This is a genomic window from Actinomycetota bacterium (assembly GCA_014360645.1).
In the GTDB taxonomy this organism is placed as follows: Bacteria; Actinomycetota; Geothermincolia; order Geothermincolales; family RBG-13-55-18; genus Solincola_B.
The window spans coordinates 39291-55118 of the sequence record JACIXD010000014.1 but is presented as its reverse complement, the minus strand read 5'-3'; the positions used below and the strand labels follow the sequence as shown (position 1 = coordinate 55118).

13 protein-coding genes are annotated in these 15828 nt (G+C 66.5%); 4 read left to right on the top strand and 9 right to left on the bottom strand.

Translation table 11 applies throughout. The annotated features are described in order from the left end of the window. Window positions 1-59 precede the first annotated feature (59 nt). From H5T74_12100 to H5T74_12080, 5 genes are all read right to left on the bottom strand, one after another. The gene (locus tag H5T74_12100) at window positions 60-902 is read right to left on the bottom strand and encodes an SAM-dependent chlorinase/fluorinase (protein MBC7231117.1); all 843 of its coding nucleotides are present in this window, start codon (window positions 900-902) and stop codon (window positions 60-62) included. Further along, a complete protein-coding gene (locus tag H5T74_12095) occupies window positions 892-1296 on the bottom strand; it encodes a YjbQ family protein (protein MBC7231116.1) in 405 nt (134 codons plus the stop codon). The genes H5T74_12100 and H5T74_12095 overlap by 11 nt, the downstream gene beginning before the upstream one ends. A 370-nt stretch (window positions 1297-1666) precedes the next feature. After that, entirely contained in the window at window positions 1667-3340 is a 1674-nt protein-coding gene (locus H5T74_12090; GenBank protein MBC7231115.1) for a thiamine pyrophosphate-binding protein, read from the bottom strand. Window positions 3341-3436: 96 nt separating this feature from the next. After that, on the bottom strand, window positions 3437-4426 hold the full coding sequence (locus H5T74_12085) for a hydroxyacid dehydrogenase (GenBank protein ID MBC7231114.1): 990 nt from the start codon (window positions 4424-4426) through the stop codon (window positions 3437-3439). Window positions 4427-4935: 509 nt separating this feature from the next. Then, on the bottom strand, window positions 4936-5370 hold the full coding sequence (locus H5T74_12080) for a response regulator (protein ID MBC7231113.1): 435 nt from the start codon (window positions 5368-5370) through the stop codon (window positions 4936-4938). A gap of 452 nt (window positions 5371-5822) precedes the next feature. Here H5T74_12080 and H5T74_12075 point away from each other — a divergent pair, with 452 nt between their 5' ends. Beyond that, a complete protein-coding gene (locus H5T74_12075; GenBank protein MBC7231112.1) occupies window positions 5823-6965 on the top strand; it encodes an acyl-CoA dehydrogenase family protein in 1143 nt (380 codons plus the stop codon). A gap of 220 nt (window positions 6966-7185) precedes the next feature. On the opposite strand, the gene H5T74_12070 is transcribed toward H5T74_12075, so the two are convergent. The 3 genes from H5T74_12070 to H5T74_12060 form a co-directional block, all read right to left on the bottom strand. Then, window positions 7186-8355, bottom strand: a complete 1170-nt coding sequence (locus tag H5T74_12070; GenBank protein MBC7231111.1) for an aminopeptidase P family protein — start codon at window positions 8353-8355, stop codon at window positions 7186-7188. A 240-nt stretch (window positions 8356-8595) separates the two neighbouring features. Beyond that, window positions 8596-10995, bottom strand: a complete 2400-nt coding sequence (locus H5T74_12065) for an RND family transporter (GenBank protein ID MBC7231110.1) — start codon at window positions 10993-10995, stop codon at window positions 8596-8598. A gap of 308 nt (window positions 10996-11303) precedes the next feature. Beyond that, entirely contained in the window at window positions 11304-11762 is a 459-nt protein-coding gene (locus H5T74_12060) for a MarR family transcriptional regulator (GenBank protein MBC7231109.1), read from the bottom strand. A gap of 532 nt (window positions 11763-12294) precedes the next feature. Between H5T74_12060 and H5T74_12055 the strand changes: the two genes are divergently transcribed. Beyond that, window positions 12295-12933 carry a PASTA domain-containing protein gene (locus tag H5T74_12055; protein ID MBC7231108.1) on the top strand — a complete coding sequence of 213 codons (639 nt, stop codon included), beginning with the start codon at window positions 12295-12297 and terminating at the stop codon, window positions 12931-12933. 174 nt (window positions 12934-13107) lie between these two features. Here H5T74_12055 and H5T74_12050 read toward each other — a convergent pair whose 3' ends face one another. Then, window positions 13108-13971: a prolipoprotein diacylglyceryl transferase gene (locus H5T74_12050; GenBank protein MBC7231107.1), complete on the bottom strand. Its 864-nt coding sequence runs from the start codon at window positions 13969-13971 to the stop codon at window positions 13108-13110. 304 nt (window positions 13972-14275) lie between these two features. Here H5T74_12050 and H5T74_12045 point away from each other — a divergent pair, with 304 nt between their 5' ends. Next, on the top strand, window positions 14276-14518 hold the full coding sequence (locus H5T74_12045) for a hypothetical protein (GenBank protein MBC7231106.1): 243 nt from the start codon (window positions 14276-14278) through the stop codon (window positions 14516-14518). A gap of 650 nt (window positions 14519-15168) precedes the next feature. After that, complete coding sequence (locus H5T74_12040) at window positions 15169-15675, top strand: hypothetical protein (protein ID MBC7231105.1); 507 nt, start codon at window positions 15169-15171, stop codon at window positions 15673-15675. The last annotated feature ends 153 nt before the right edge of the window (window positions 15676-15828 follow it).

Below are 15828 nucleotides of genomic sequence, written 5' to 3'. Positions count from 1 at the left end.
GGTGGGGACACGTGCGCTCCCCGAGGCTCTTACGGAGCATGAGGCGGCCGGCCGCAGGATCATTCTATCTGTCCGGGGTCCTCGGGCGTTTCCACGTACGCGTAGATCACGACCACGTCCCCGGGGCGGGCTCGGGTGCGGGAGGCGAGGCTGCCCCCGTTGACCCCCGCCGCCATCACCCCGGAAGAATCCTCGTAGAGGAGGACCTCCCCCGCCTCCACCTCCCCGAAGGTCGCGGCGAACACCGCCTCCATTTCCTCCTCGCCCAGGCCCAGCAGCACCCGCTCTCCCTCACGGCATCCCAGCGAGCGGACCTGTTCCGGGTAGGCGTTCAGGCGCAGGGACCCGAAGCGGTCGATGTCCACCACCGTGGCGTACACCGCTCCCTCCCCCTCCCGGGCGCGCCCCCAGGGCGCCGGGACGAGGTCGCAGGGGTCCATGGGGGACCCCATGTCCCTGGGGTCGGCGCCCAGGGAGAGATGCGCCGCCACGGGAGCGAAGATATCGCGCGCGTGGAAGGTGGGATGGACGGGGGAGCGGAAGAACTCCTGGTTGTCCAGGAAATAGGCCGCGGTCACGCCGCCCAAATTCTCCGCGGCGGGGATCAGGAGGCCGTTGTCCGGCCCCACCAGCATGTCCCCCCTGGCCGCTTGCAGGGCCACCGCCAGGCGGCGCGTGCCCACCCCGGGGTCCACCACCGCCAGGTGCACCCCCAACGGCATGTGGGGGAGGGCCGCCGCGAGCAGGAAGGCGCCCTTCCCGATGTCGAAGGGGGGGATGTCGTGGGCGATGTCCACGATGACCGCGGCGGGGTTTATGGAGAGGATGACCCCCTTGACCACTCCCACCCATTCCTCCGCGAGGCCGAAGTCGCTGGTGAAGGTGAGGAGGTCAGCGCACAACGGGGATCACCTCCACCCGCACGCGCCTGCGGCGCGGTCCGTCGAACTCGCACAGGAACACCCCCTGCCAGGTGCCCAGGGCGAGGTCCCCGGACTCCACCGGAATTATTTGCGAGAAACCCATCATGCTCGCCTTGATATGGGAATCGGCGTTGCCCTCGCGGTGCCGGTAACCGCCCCGGGGCACCAGCTTCTCCAGGTGCTCCAGGATATCGGTCGCCACCGCCGGGTCGGCGTTCTCGTTCACCGTGACTCCGGCGGTGGTATGGGGGACGTACACCACGCATATCCCCTCGTTTATGCCCGCGCGCCTCACCGCCTCGCGCACCTTCGCGGTGATGTCCATCATCTGGGCGCGCGAGGACGTGGAGACCTCGAAAACGGCCGCGGCCATCACCTCACCCCCTCCACCTCGCCATGTTCATGATGCTATGTTATATCGTCCGCCGACGCCCTTCCACCGCAACAACGAACCGGCCCTCCACGCAAAGGCCCGCCCTTACCGTCCAGTTGTCGACCGATGCAGCCTCGGATGAGCCGGTCATCGTGGAACGGCCCATATATTTCTGATCGGAGGTGGAGGGTCGTACCGGAGGCCACGACGCGTAGGGCGCCACGCCCTGACCCCGGAGGAAGGCCGGAAGGTCGGGTCAGAGATCCCGATTCTGCTCCAATGTATGGGAATCAAGCGGTAAGACCCCGCCCGTTCACTTGGCGATCATTCCATGATAAAACGTTCAATCCCGCGGACCCGACCACGTCCCCTATCCCATACCCATGCGCAGGGTGGCCTCGATGTTCATGGGGGGCAGGTCATCGGGGTCGATGATCGCGTCCACCACCGCCGGTCCCGGGGCAGAGAGGGCCTCCCGGAGCACGGGGACGATCTCCTCCGGTCTCTCCAGCCTCCATCCCGCCGCCCCGAAGGTGCGCGCCAGGGCGGCGAAGTCCGGGTTTCCGTGGCAGGTCCCCAGGATGCGTCCCGCGCACTGCAGGCGCTGCCTCAGGTTCAGCACCCGGTACATGTTGTCGTTGATGACCAGCACGCGCACCGCGATGCCCTCACGGCAGGCGGTCTCCAGGTCCTGCAGGGTCATCATGAAGTCGCCGTCCCCCAGGATGGCCACCACTTCCTTTTCCGGATACACCAGCTTGGCGGCCAGCGCCGCCGGAAACCCGAAGCCCATGGCCCCGAAGTTCACGGCGGAGAGATAGCTCAACGGCTCCCGGCAGGGGAGGAAGTCCATAGCGTAGACGCTGTGGGTCCCTCCGCCCACGGTCACCACGTGGCCCGGGGGCAGGAGGCGCGAGAGCTCGTGCACCACCCTTCCGGGCGAGAGCGGCACCCTGTCCGAGGTGACGGCCGCCTCCACGGCTTTTCTCCACTCCTGCCGCACCGGCTCCAGCAAGCCCCACCACTCGTCCCGGGAAGGCGGGCGGTATTCCTTCACCGCTCCCAGCGCCTCGGCCAGGAAGTCGCGCACATCCGCCTCGATCATGTACCGTGCGCGGAACCGGCTGGTGAGCATGGCCTCGAGGTCGATGTTCACCAGGATGACCTCGCCCTTCACCGGCAGGGTGTATTCGTAGGTGGTCATGTCGGAGAGGGTGCACCCGAGCCCCAGCACCACCTCGGCCTCCGAGAGCGCGGTGTCGGCTACGGTGTTGCCTCCCCCGAAGCCGGCGCGCCCCAGGCAGAGGGGGTGGTCCTCGGGGATGGTGCCCCGGCCGTTGCCGGTGGTGATCACCGGAGCCTGCAGGGCTTCCGCCAGGCGCACCAACAGCTCGGAGCAGCGCGCGTAGGCCACCCCGCCCCCGGAGAGCAGCAGGGGACGGCGGGCGCCCTTGAACAGCTCCAGGGCCCGCCATACGTCCTCCACGTGCAGGGGCGGGCGGTAGTCTGGGGCGAGGCGGAAGCGCGGCGACCCCATCCCCCCCTCCTCCCCCCACACGTCCTCGGGCACCTCGATGAGCACCGGGCCCCGCGCCCCCGATACCGCCAGGGTGTAGGCCCTGGAGAAGACCGCCGCGGCCTGCCCGGCGTCCTCGATGCGGAAGACCCCCTTGCACATGGGGGCGAAGACGCTCATGTGGTCCGCCTCCAGCATGCCGTCAGAGCCCTTGAGCTTCCTCTTCACCGCCCCGCTGAGGAGGATCATGGGGCTGCAGTCCTTGTAGGCGTTGCCCACGGAGATGAGGGCGTTGAAGGTGCCCGGACCGGAATGGGTCAGGGCCACCCCGGGGATGCCGGTCAACCGGCCCTCGGCGTCCGCCATGCTCGCCGCCACCTGCTCGTGGCGGCAGGAGACGTACCTCAGCTCCTTCCGGTGGTCGTAGAGGGCATCGACGAAAGAGAGGTTGGAGGTCCCGATCACCCCGTAGATCCTCTTCGCCCCCATGGCCTTGATCCCCTCGATGAGCACCTGCGCGCAGTTCATCCCCTTCCCTTTCTCCTCTTCCCCCAGCCTTCTTCTCCTCTTCCCAACCCTTCTGCCGCTTCCCTCGCTCCTCTCGCCCCGGCCGCAGCGCCCGCGCTACTCCACCCCGTTCACCACGTAGAGGGGCTTCTCGCCCGAGAGCACCCTGGCAATGTTTTCCATGGTTACCTGGAGCATCCTCACCCGGCTCTCGTTAGTCCCCCCCGCGATGTGGGGGGAGAGGATGACGCGGTCCGAGGACAGCAGGGGGTTCGCAGGGTCCACGGGCTCGCGGGCGAAGACGTCGATGCCCGCGCCCGCCAGCCTTCCTTCCGCCAGGGCCGCGGCCAGCGCCTCCTCGTCCACCACCTCACCCCGCGCCAGGTTGAGCAGGTGGGCCTCCGGCTTCATGAGGGAGAGCCTCTCGGCATCGATCATATGTCTGGTCTGCGGGGTGAGGGGGACGTGCAGGGAGACGATGTCGGAGACGCGCAGCAGCTCCTCGAGCTCCATGCCCTCGACGCCCAGCTCCCTCTCCTCCTCGGGCGAAAGGGGGACGAGGTCGTGATAGACGATGCGGCACCCGAAGGCGCGGGCGCGCGCCGCCACCTCGCGCCCGATATGCCCCATGCCCACGATGCCCAGGGTCTTGCCGTGGAGCTCGTACATGCCTAGGGTGAAGATGTCCGGCTGCCCCCACTCCCCCCGCGCCGTTTTGGCGTGGAAATAGAGCGCGCGCTTGAGCAGGCAGAGCATGAACATCATCGCCTGTTCCGCAACCCCGACGGCGTTGGCCGCCCCCACGTTGGCCACCGGGATGCCCGCCTGCCGCGTGGCCTCCAGGTCTATGTGCTGGTACCCGATGCTGGGCTGCTGGATGAGGCGGCAGCCGCGCGCCGCCTCCGCCGTGCGCGCGTCGACGGGAAGGCGGAAAGTGAAGTCGCCGATGATGATGTCCGCTCCCCTGACCGCCTCCTCCAGTCCCTCACCCGGTTCCCCGTCGTACACCGCAACCTCTACCTCCACCCCCGTGGCGTTCTGGGAGACCATGGCCTTGACCATCTCCTCGGGAATGGGCGCGAGCACCACTATCTTGGCCATCTTCACCTCCATGCGACCTCGTCGCGGCGGCGGCCGCCTCCACGGTCCAACCCGGTTATTCCCTTTAACACATCAATATATGCGTCACCTATGCTTCCCGCTCCGTATGCCGGACCGCGACCCCCCAGCTCCGGCCGTCCGCCCCCGCGGGGAGGGGCGGCGTGTGCCGGGAAAGCGCCTCCATCGGGCCGGGAAGGGGCCGCAAAACCCGTGGGAGAGCCATGGGGGCCTCGCGGTGTCCGGGTGCGCGTCAGGCGTCTTTTCCTTTTCCATGGGAGAGGGGTTCCTTCGCAGGTCCGGCGACGCCGCCGGAAATGTCGGCATCCGCGCTCTTCCGGGCCGCGCGGAAAGGGAGGATGACGTCTTCGGCCCCATGTCTCGAGGGAGCGGGTCGTCCCGAGCGGGCTCGGCAAGAAGCCCGGAAGCGACAGTCGCCGACCTTTTCGACGCCGGCTCGGCCGAGATATAGGGGTAAGGGGGTGGCACTACGGGTTATCCGGGCGGAACGGGGCTTCTCAGTCCTCGAGAAAGACGTCCTTGAGGCGCTCCACCTCTTCCTGCCTCCTGGCCAGCCGTTCCTCCGGGGTCGCCTCGAGGACCTTGCGCAGGGCGTCGGCGAGGTTCACGGGGTTGAAGGGCTTCACGATATAGCCGTCCGCGCCCATCCTCCATCCCCTCGCCATGTCCTCGTCCTGGACCTTGGCCGTGAGCACCACCACCGGGAGGTCCTTGAGCCCCTTGTCCTCGCGCATGAGCTTGAGGATCTCCCATCCGTCCATCTGGGGCATCATGATATCCAGGACCAGGAGGTCGGGGGGGTTCTCCCGCATCATCTTCATCGCGGTCCTGCCGTCCCAGGCCTCCTCCACCTCGAACTGCTCCAGCTCGAGGTTGATGCGCACCAGCCTCGTCACCATGGGATCGTCGTCCACCACGAGAACGCGGTACATGGGCACCTCCTTAGTCCCCCCGATTTTATCATTAATTCTACAATATCGGCGGTCATTTTTCCTTTCCTTCCCCCTTCACGCCTTCGCGGCGTACATGATCGCCGCTCTGTCGCCTTGATATCGATGGTTATTTATCCTTTCCCTCCTCCTCAACCGCTTCATCTCTCACTCCCGGGCGCACGGAGGAGAGGTCCGCGATGGCATGCCGCCGGTCGCGCAGAAGAGCCCCGTTCCCGGGCCCCGTCCCCCGGGCGCACGAGATGGGAGAGCGCTTCCGCCGCATGGAGGCACGAGCGGCGCTTGCGCTCTCCGGACTCGGTGGGAGGCGAGGAGGTCGTGCTCCGGAGGACGGGGGAGAGCCTCGAGCCCGCCGGGGTTGTGATATAATCTCCCCGCGTTCCGGGCATCGAGGCGGGCTTCCCGGTCCGCCCGTCCAGACAGGGAGGAAAGGGATGAGTTACGACATCTTCCAGCCGGTGCACGAGGATTTCCGCAAGACGGTAAGGGAATTCGTCGAGAACGAGCTCGCTCCCCACGCCGACGAGTGGGAGGAGGCGGAGGAGTTCCCTCGCGAGGTATTCAGGCGCATGGGGGAGCTGGGCTTCCTGGGCATGTCCTACCCGGAGGAATACGGCGGGGACGACGACCGACTGGCCGAGGCGGTGCTGCACGAGGAGATGACCCGTTGCGGCTCCGCGGGGGTGGCCTCGGGGATCGGCGCCCATATCGGCATCGCCATGCCCCAGATCAACCGCTTCGGAACCCCGGAGCAGAAGGAGAGGTACCTCATCCCGGGCATCAAGGGCGAGACCATCGGCGCCTTGGGCATCACCGAGCCGGAGGCGGGCTCCGACGTGGCCGGCATAAAGACCTACGCGGTGCGGGACGGCTCGGACTGGATCATCAACGGCTCCAAGACCTTCATCACCAACGGGGTGCGCTGCGACTGGGTGGTGGCGGCGGTGAAGACCGACCGCGACAAGGGCTATGCCGGCATCTCGCAGTTCATCATCGACCGCGGCACCCCGGGCTTCGAGACCTCGAAGAAGATAAAGAAACTGGGCTGGAAGGCCTCGGACACCGGGGAGCTCTCCTTCATCGACGTGCGTGTGCCCGCCGACGCCCTGCTGGGCGAGGAGAACCGCGGCTTCTTCCAGATCATGGCAAACTTTGTCTGGGAGCGGCTGATCATGTCCCTGGGAGCGGTGGCGGGCGCCCAACTGCTCTTAGACATCTCCGTCCAGTACGCCAAGGAGCGCCAGGCATTCGGCAAGCCCATCGGCAAATTCCAGGCCATCGCTCACATGCTCGCGGACATGGCCACCGAGATCGAGCTGGGAAGGGCCTTCACCTATCACGTCCTCAAGCTCTATATCGAGGGCAAGGAGCCGGTGAAGGAGGTGGCCATGGCCAAGCTCTACACCCAATCCATGGCGGTGAGGGTGGCGGACCGCGCCATCCAGATACACGGCGGGTACGGCTACACCGAGGAGTACCCCATCGCCCGCGCCTGGCGGGACATGCGCCTAGGCCCCATCGGAGGCGGCACGGACGAGATCATGAAGGAGATAATCTCCCGTTCCCTCGGGCTGTGAGATAACGAAGGGGCCGGGCTTCACACGGACCCAGCCCACTGTGTGCCGTAAGGCATCGTCGTTACGCGCTCAAACCGTGGCGATCGCGCCGGCGCGAGGAAGGCGGGAGACGCCGTCGCCGTCCCATGGGCGCTGAGCCCTCGCGCTTACGGAACATCTCGGCTGTCCCGGCGGCGCTTCCTCTCACCTACCGTGCTGCCATCCCGCGGGCCGGGAAGACTCACGCCTCCAGCACCGTGAGCTCGAGAGGCGTGGTGTTGAGCATCTCCCCCCCATCCGGGGTCACCCTCACCACGCACTCCAGCCTCATGCCGCCCACCCCCGGCACGTTCATCACCAGGGCGGCCACCTCGACCACGTCCTGCTCCAACACCACGTCGCGGAACTCGTCGCTGTTGATGATAGCGGGATACCATTCGTGTCCGATGACCCCTATGCCGTGCCCGAAGGCGGGAAGGGTGTGTTCCGCGTAACCGAGGGATGAGACCCGATCGTACACCTTCTGCCACACCTGCCCCACGGTGACGCCCGCCTTCAGCGAGCTTATGAGCAGCTCCGCCGTTTCCAGGTAGGCTTCGGCCAGCTTCCTCTGCTCGCTGGAAGGCCTCCCCAGGATATAGTTATGCGAGAGGTCGGAATAGTAGCGCCTATAGGTGGGATGCATGTCCACCAGCAGGTTCTCGTTGGGCTGGAGTATCTTGTCGGTGGGAGGCGTGCATCCCCCCAGGGGATACCAGGTACGATAGCCGGATGCGATCTCCGAGGAGCCAGTCACCGGCCAGTGAAACTCGCTCCCCAGTTCGCGCATGGCCAGCTCCCCGATGCCCGCGATCTCCTGTTCCGTCATCCCCACCTGCAGCGACTCCCTGACCCTCGCCTGGGCGGCGTCGGCGATGGCCGCCGCCTGGCGTAAGAGCTTTATCTCCTCCGGATCCTTGACGTAGGTCACCCGGTCCATCAGCTCGAGGGCGTTCACGAAGCTGGCCTCGGGGAGATTTTCCCGGAGGAAATCGTACTCCGTGGCGAACAGGTATCCCGCTATCATGCGCGGCGAATGCCCGAGTTCCACCCCGATGACCGCTTTCTCCCAGCCATGTTCCCTTATCTGGCGCACGGTTACGTCCCAGAGCTCGAACCCAGGGATGGGACCGCAGCCGGTGACGTTCTCCAGCCAGGAATCGTCCTTAACCCTCGCGGCGTCCATGAGCAGGGTGTTCAATCCCACGTAGCCGTCCCTGGACACCAGGGCCACGCTCCGCCAGGGGATGAAGGCGCCCCCGATGAAGGTGACGCTCTTTCCCCTGGTGGCCAGAAGGAGATCGATCCCCCTCGAGGCCATCTCCTCCCTGATCCTGGTCAGCCTCTTACCGTAATCGATGTTCACGTCCATGACTCTCCCCATCTCTGTCGCAACGTAAGTCCTTCACCCGGCCAGGTGAGCACCGCCACTCCAGTATATCATCCATCTCCTCCATGCCCGCCGCAGACCTATTCGCGGGATACAGTGCTTCGTGCCGCGGCGCCAGGATTCCCCGTGGCGCGAAGACCCATACCGCCCCTTTCGCGCAGGCGGCGAGGAGGGAATGTGCCCCCTCGCCGCCGGCAGTTCGGACATATGCGCCCGCTAAGTTCACCTGCAGGCACCTCGCTTGCGCTCCATCCTCCCCGCCCACCACGCGAGGATGGAGGGCAGGACCAGGAGGGAGGCGAGGAGGGCGAAGGTCAGAGAGAGGGCGGTGATGCCGCCGAAGCGGCGCAGGGGAGCGACGCCGCTGGCGGCGATGATGGCGAAGGCGCCGGCGGTGGTCACCGCCGCGGCCAGCAGGGCCTTGCCCACGTGCAGCACAGTGCGGCGTATGGCCTCGTCGATCTCCACCCCTCCATCGCACCACTCCTCACGGAAGCGGTGGGTGAAGTGGATGCCGAAGTCGATCCCCGCTCCGATGACCAAGGAGGAGATCATCACGGTCATGAAATCCAGGGACCATCCCAGGAGCACCAGCGCCCCGATCTCCATGGCGATGCCCAGAAAGACCACGCTGGTGGCTGCGAGCCCGAAGAAGACGGACTTGAAGACGATCATCACCACCAAGGCGCAGAGCAGCAGCGCCAGCCCGCTGGTCTTGAGCTGGGTGGGAAGGATGTTGCTCAGGAGGTCGCTCATGAGCACGGGCATGCCGCTGTAGCCCATGCTTATCGCGGGGTTTTCGGCGGTCACCCGCGCCCCTACGTCGCGCATGACGCGGGCGATGCGCTCCATGTCGCTCTCGGCGCCGCGGGCCACACGCACGCTGATCATAGCCGTTCTCCCGTCCTCGCTGATGAGACGGGCACCTCCCCCGCCCCCGTTGCCCCTGATTTTGATGAGCGAGGAGACGACCTCCTCCTTGCTCGCCGGGATCTCGCCCTGGTTGAGATTGCGGGCTACGTCGGCGATGCTCATCACCTTGTCGCGCGAAATAAGGGGCTCGCCGTTCACGTCCAGGCCGGCGGCGGATATCTCGTCCTCGAAGCGCAGCATGGAGCGCAGGTTCTCGGGCTCGAGGATATCTCCTTCCACCAGGGCGTAGGCCACGCTCTGGCCGCCGAAATATTCCTGTATCTTCTGCGAGGCCTGCATGGAGGGGGTGTCCCCCTTCATCATCTTGGAGAGGTCGGCCTCGGTGGAGACGCGAAAGCCGAGGGCCAGGCAGCCGGCCAGGATGAGCACGGTGACCACCCCCACCGTGAGGCGGTGATGCTCCGAGAGCACCGCCACCCGGGCCAGGGAACGGTCAAGCCAAGTCTCGCCGCTTCTCCTCCTGCGCCCGCTCTCCCTCCTCTCCCACCGCGCCTGCGCTTTCGCCCCGCGGTCGCGCAGCACGATGGCGGCCGGCAGGAGGGTGACGGAGAGGAGGAAGCTGAAGAGCACGCCCGCCACGCAGAGCACCCCGAACTGCACGATGGGCGGCATGTCGGAGATGGCGAAGGAGGCGAACCCGAAGGCGGTGGTCACGGCGGTGAGGAACACCGCCACCCCCGTGGTGACCACCGCGGTCACCGAGGAGGCGTGGGGGTCCTTACCCGCCCTGCGCTCCTCGTAGTATCGCGACATCACGTGTATGGCGTAGGCTATGTCCACCCCCAGGAGAAGCGGCATGATGGCCGTGCTCTGAAAGGTGAAGGGGAAGCCCAACCACCCCGAGAGGCCCATCACCCAGATGATGGTGACCATGATCACCCCCAGGGTGAGCAGCACGTCGGACACCCGGCGGAAGGTAAGGAAGAGCACCAGGACGATGAAGACCAGGGCCAGCCCGAAGAGCAGCCGCGTCTCCTTCATGGTCTGCTGATTGGAATCGCGGTTCTGGGTGGCGCTGCCGCTCTCGTAAAGGCTCACGCCCGCAAGGTCGGAGAAGTATTCCCGCGTGCGCTCCTCGAAGGGGCCCACGCCCTTTATCTGCCGGGAGGTGTTTAGGTCCGGGTTGATCTTGGCCGTGATGAGCAGGGCCTCGCCGCCGCGGGAGATGCCGTTGGGCCCGCCCCCGGACATCCCCAGCCTGCGGGCACGCTCGGCGGAGTACTCCATGTTTCTGCGCACCTGCTCCACCAGCTCCTCGTCGCCCAGGGATTCGACCCTGTCCAGAAGGGACTCCTCACCGGGCAACTCCTCGGGGCCAGGAAAATAGCTCATGCCGTCGAGGGGGGTGTTAACCTCGATGACGAAGCTCCCCCATACGTCGGCCTGGTCCTGCATGAACGCGGGGTATCCCGCTACCCTGCGCAGCACACTACCGGTCAGCACCTCCCCCTCCAACAGGATCTGTTCCTCGCTGGTCCCCCCGAAGAGGTCCTCGGCCTTCTCCAGCACCTTCACCGATTCCAGGTCCTTGGGCAACATGCTCTTGTAGCCATATTCCGACTTCAGGAACCTGAATCCCAACACCGCCAGCGCGGTGACCGCCAGCACCGCCAGGATGACCGGAACCGGCCTTTTCTCGCTCTGCGACGCGAGCCCGCGAAAGATCTTCTCCATCATCTCGTCACCCATACCTCCCGCTCTCTTTTTCCTTTACGATTAGTCCGTTAGCTCAGGAAGGGATGGCGCCGGCACAACATGAGGTTGAGTTATGGGCCTAAAACACCTACATTCAACGTGTTCCTGAGCAGATGTCATGATCGTTTTTTTTATCGTCCTCCGCTCTCCGCCATTCTCGTTCTCTCCCGTCTGCCGGTCGCCGGCCCGCTCCATGCGCCGGCCCGCTCCTCCGGCCACCGCCGGGCACGGCCCCCGATGCCCGGCCGCCTCCTCTGTCTCCGGCGTGGCGGCGTGCGCGTGGGCCGGGGCCCACGGACCTCTCACCCCTCGCCGCCGCGTACCCTCTCCAGGTGGTCACCGATCTTTCTGAACACGGCGAGCAAGCTCTCCCTCTCCGCGTCGGAAAGGTTGCTCAACACGGCCTTCATGTCCTCTATGCGCTTTTTCTCCACGCGCTCCGCCAGTCGCCTCCCCTTCGGCGTGAGGGAAAGACGCACCACGCGGCGGTCCTCCCGATCCCGCGAACGCGATATGAGGCCCTTCTCGAGCAGGCGATCGGCCATGCGGGTGATCACCCCCTGGGTTACGCACAGGTTCCTCGCCACCTCTCCCGCCGTCACCACTCCTCTCTCGGCGATGAAGAGCAGCAGCATGACCTGGTGAAAGGAGAGGTCCTCTGAAACCCTCCACCTGCGTTCGTCGCGGAAGCTATGGAAGGCGCGCATGAGCGCCTCCAGCAGCTTGCGAGCGTAGGTGTCCAGATCTTCTTGTCCGCTCATCGCTTCCCGATTCTCTTGGTTAAGCTAAATTTTAGCATAAGCAAATAATATCGTATGATAGGGATCAAGGCTGAAGGTGTCAAGGGGGCGGCCGTTTCGGCCTTCAACCTTCCTCGACACCCGGGGAGGGTCCTGCGGCACATACCCGGTTCCCTCCGGCACGAGAGAGGACGCCGCCCCGCACCGGCCTCCGGCTTCCGTGGGGAACCCTCCCTCCCCCGCGATGTCTCGGATCGCGGACAGGCGGGGGCGGTCGGGAACTCGACGGGAGAGGGGCGAGGACGTCTCCTCGCTCTTTTCCGCTGCTCCCACCCGTCTCAAGTGCCCGTGGCCGCTCCCTGAAAGAGTTTGAGCGGGACCGGATCTGTTCTTGTACCCCTTCACCCTCTTTGGAACCGCTTTCCACTCACTTTGAGCGCGTTTGGTCGGGGCCGAAACCGTCTATAATATGTTGCGGGGGGCGTTTTCACCCGAGTGGAGCAGTGGGCGCAGGCGAAGATGTTCCGCGATGGGGAGAAGGCGGTGATGAACCATGGCGCATAAGCCTTTCGGAACGAGGGCATCAGGGTGGCTGGTGCTCTTGCCCCTGCTCTTCCTGGCCATCTGCTGGATCTCGTGCGGCGAGGCGAAGACGGTGGTCCCGGACCTCGCAGGCCTTGACCCCGCGGAAGCGCAGGCTTTGCTCCACGAGGCCGGCCTCGAGGCCGGCGAGGCCGTGGAGAGTTTTTCCGACGGCGTCCCGCGGGGAAGGGTGGCCGCCAGCGAGCCGGACAGCGGAACGGAGGTCAGGCGGGGCTCCGCGGTGACCCTGATCCTGAGCCGCGGACCAGAGACGGTCGAGGTTCCCGCGGTGGTGGGCATGCCGGAAGCGGACGCCGTGGCCCAGCTGCGGGAGCTTGGATTCCAGGTGGAGGTGAGCCGCGTCTACAGCGAGGAGGCGGCGGCGGGAAGCGTATGCGCCGCGGATCCGGCTCCCGGCGCCAGGGCTCCGAACGGGTCCGCCGTAACCCTCTCCATCAGCGAGGGCTCGGCCTTCGTGGCCTGCCCGAACTGCGGCGGCAGCGGCAGGGTGACGAGGCCGGCTGCCTGCGGGCGTTGCGGCGGTACGGGGACGGTCACCGCCTACGAGACGTGTCCGGAATGCGGGGGAAGCGGCCTCTGTCCCACGTGAGGGGGCGCCCCCGTGCCGTGCGGTTCGTGCGGCGGGACCGGCAGGATAGCCAAGACTAAAGCCTGCCCCGACTGCGGCGGGGGCGGGAAGGTGAACGAGGAAGTCGCCTGCCCGGTCTGCGGCGGCTCCGGAAAGGTGAGGCGCTGAAGGCCCCGGGGACGGCGGGCACGTATCTCAGGCGCCGTCCCCCGCCTCACCGCCCTGAACGGAGACCGCCTCCCTTTCTCGCGCATCCCTCTCACGCAGGAACGCCGCCAGGGACGCTCCCGACACCAGGGCCAGGCTGAGGAGCTGGAAGAAGAGGCGCGCCCGCGCGTCCGCGTGTACGCGGAAGAACTCGTTGAGGAAACGGACCAGTCCGTACCCCGCCAGGGAGAGGAGGAAGAGGTCCCATCCGCGCCGCAGCCTCTTTCTCGCCCACAGCAAGAGACCGAAGAGGGCCAGGTCCATGAGCATCTCGTAGAGCTGGGTGGGATGCACGGGGGTCGCCGTGCCCGGAAAGGTCACCGCCCAGGGGAGACCCGAGGGCTTGCCCCCGCAGCATCCGTTGAGAAAGCAGCCCACCCTGGCGATGGCCAGGGACAGCGGGAGCGCCAGCCCCACGGCGTCGGCCGCCTCGCCCGCGGGCAGGCCGAGGCGCCTGACCGCCAGCAGGCATGCAGGCACGGCCAGAGCGAGACCCCCGTAATAGACCAGGCCGCGCATGTTGAGGTCTATCACTCCGCCCCAGTCCCCCGAGAACTCATCCAGGTGGCCGAGGACGTAGAAGAGCCGCGCACCCAGCACCCCGCTGACCGCGGCCACCGCTCCCAGGATATAGGCGGCGGAGCCGTCCAGTCCGCGCCTTGCCAGCTCGCGGCGCGCCACCGCGATCCCCGCCAGGAAGGCGAGGAAGAGCATCACCCCGTAGGAATACACGGGGTGGGAGGCGATGTGAAAGAGCACGGGCCGCATCCCTTTACCCCCCCTGTCGTCCGACCGGGCGTCGGCGCGGTCGCGCACCTCTCCGCCCGCCTTTCCAGGGCTCCACCGGCGCATCGCGAAAGCGGCGCCTCATCCCCGCCGGCGCTTCCCGGGACCCGTGAGGACGCCGCGAGTTAATATACTAGCACGGACCAGAGCGACCGTGCGGTGACGCGCGCGTTGCCCGCCCTCTCCGGGAAGACCCCTTCGCGCCTTGCGAGCCGCCCGTGCACACTCGACACCAGCGTACCATCCCGGTAGAATGGGCACGACTAGTACCGGGGGCAACCACAAATCACTCACAAGGGCTATGCTCCGCCGTCCGCCCGGCTCCGTTACTGAGAACAGAGGCCGGAGGCGTTGAAGACGGGAGGCGTCGATGGTGGGCATGAAGAGAAGGGGCGCAGGACCCGTTGCCCTGTCCCTGCTGGCGCTGCTCGTGCTTACGGCGGCGGTGCTGGCCTTTCCCGCGGGGGCGGCGCATGCCGGGGGGTCGGGATCGAGCACCGTGGGGTTTTCCATCCGCCCCTGCATCCGCATATGCCCGGACGGAGAGGTGCAGAGCAACGTGCCGGTGATCGCCCTCCGCGACGGCGCCACCATCACCGTGGTCGCCCGTTGAGGGCATATCCGGCGGGGAGCCCCCGCCGACCGCGGCCCGTCCGCCCCCTGAAGGGCTGCTCCGGCGGCGGCGCCCGAAAACAGCTTCGCGTCACCACCGATTTTCCGTCATGCGAGAAGCGCGGGCACCTCATCCCCATCCCGGCCCCTCCTGATCCCCGACGCTCCCGTCCCCCATGCGGGGCGGTTCGATGCATGCGGTTTGCAACCCCTGCCGCCGCGGCCGGGCCGTTGCGTCCGTCGCGACCCCTGCGGTTCCTCTTCACGCGGTGAGGATATCCTTAGCGGCGAGCCAGGAACACCTTCCCCCGCCGCGGGGCCGTTACGGCCGGCGCCTCGGCCGGCAAGAAACCGATGGCAGCCCGGGACGACCTCCGTTTCCCGCCCCGGCGGCCCCGGCAGAGGGAGCGGGCGAGCGCTGAAAATGCCGCTCAGGCCGCAATCTCCACTCGTCGCCACCGGTGCCTCTCCCCCGCGCGCGCAACACTTCCCGTTCATCCCCCGAAAAACGCCGTTAATCCCGCCTTTCCACCCTCCGGCAGATTGAACATGATGCCGGAGCGCGGGACGGCGATATATAAACCGGAGACGCAAAACAGCAGACGCAGATAAACAAATATCGGAAGTCGGTCACAGGAGGAGGTGAAAAGAATGGCAAAGGCTACGAAAAGGGCGATCGCCGGCGTCCTCACGCTATCGCTCCTGGGCATGTTCATCGTCCTGGGAGGAGGGGTGGTCAGCGCGGCGTCGGAGCAGGACACCCACACGGTGACCTTCAACGTCAAGGCCGCCATCCAGCTCAACGTTCCGGAAACGACCTATGATTTCGGCGACGTCGATCCCATAAACAGCCCCTACACCGCCACCGGCGCGGTAAACCCGTGGGTGAGGTGCAACACCAACTGGACGTTGAACGTGCGGGGCAGCGGCGACTTCGCAAGCGGCAGCAACACCGTCCCTCTCTCCCGCCTGGGGTGGCGCTACGGCGGCGGTTCTTACACCGCCATGACCACTAGCGACGCCCAGGTGAGGACGGGCACGAAGACGGGAGGGGCCGGGGTATCCACGGCCGTTGACTACCAGCTGACCGTGGACTGGGACGACGACGTGGCCGACGGCTACAGCGCCACTATCACCTACACCGCGGTCACGCCCTAGGAAAACGCCACGAGGCGGTAAAGACCTGGAAGATCCAGAGCATCCATCCGGAGCGAGGGGCGGGGGACACCCCGCCCCTTTACCATCCGGACCGGCATGACGATGCATATGCTGAAAGACCGGGTGTATCATCGATATGGAAAAAGGTGGCGG

Excerpts from the sequence above, each read along its gene's own strand:
- H5T74_12080 (MBC7231113.1), bottom strand. The coding sequence starts at position 5,370 with ATGTACCGCGTTCTCGTGGTGGACGACGATCCCATGGTGACGAGGCTG.
- H5T74_12095 (MBC7231116.1), bottom strand. The coding sequence starts at position 1,296 with ATGGCCGCGGCCGTTTTCGAGGTCTCCACGTCCTCGCGCGCCCAGATG.
- H5T74_12075 (MBC7231112.1), top strand. The coding sequence starts at position 5,823 with ATGAGTTACGACATCTTCCAGCCGGTGCACGAGGATTTCCGCAAGACG.
- H5T74_12060 (MBC7231109.1), bottom strand. The coding sequence starts at position 11,762 with ATGAGCGGACAAGAAGATCTGGACACCTACGCTCGCAAGCTGCTGGAG.
- H5T74_12065 (MBC7231110.1), bottom strand. The coding sequence starts at position 10,995 with ATGGGTGACGAGATGATGGAGAAGATCTTTCGCGGGCTCGCGTCGCAG.
- H5T74_12045 (MBC7231106.1), top strand. The coding sequence starts at position 14,276 with ATGGTGGGCATGAAGAGAAGGGGCGCAGGACCCGTTGCCCTGTCCCTG.
- H5T74_12090 (MBC7231115.1), bottom strand. The coding sequence starts at position 3,340 with ATGAACTGCGCGCAGGTGCTCATCGAGGGGATCAAGGCCATGGGGGCG.
- H5T74_12055 (MBC7231108.1), top strand. The coding sequence starts at position 12,295 with ATGGCGCATAAGCCTTTCGGAACGAGGGCATCAGGGTGGCTGGTGCTC.
- H5T74_12070 (MBC7231111.1), bottom strand. The coding sequence starts at position 8,355 with ATGGACGTGAACATCGATTACGGTAAGAGGCTGACCAGGATCAGGGAG.
- H5T74_12050 (MBC7231107.1), bottom strand. The coding sequence starts at position 13,971 with ATGCGCCGGTGGAGCCCTGGAAAGGCGGGCGGAGAGGTGCGCGACCGC.
- H5T74_12040 (MBC7231105.1), top strand. The coding sequence starts at position 15,169 with ATGGCAAAGGCTACGAAAAGGGCGATCGCCGGCGTCCTCACGCTATCG.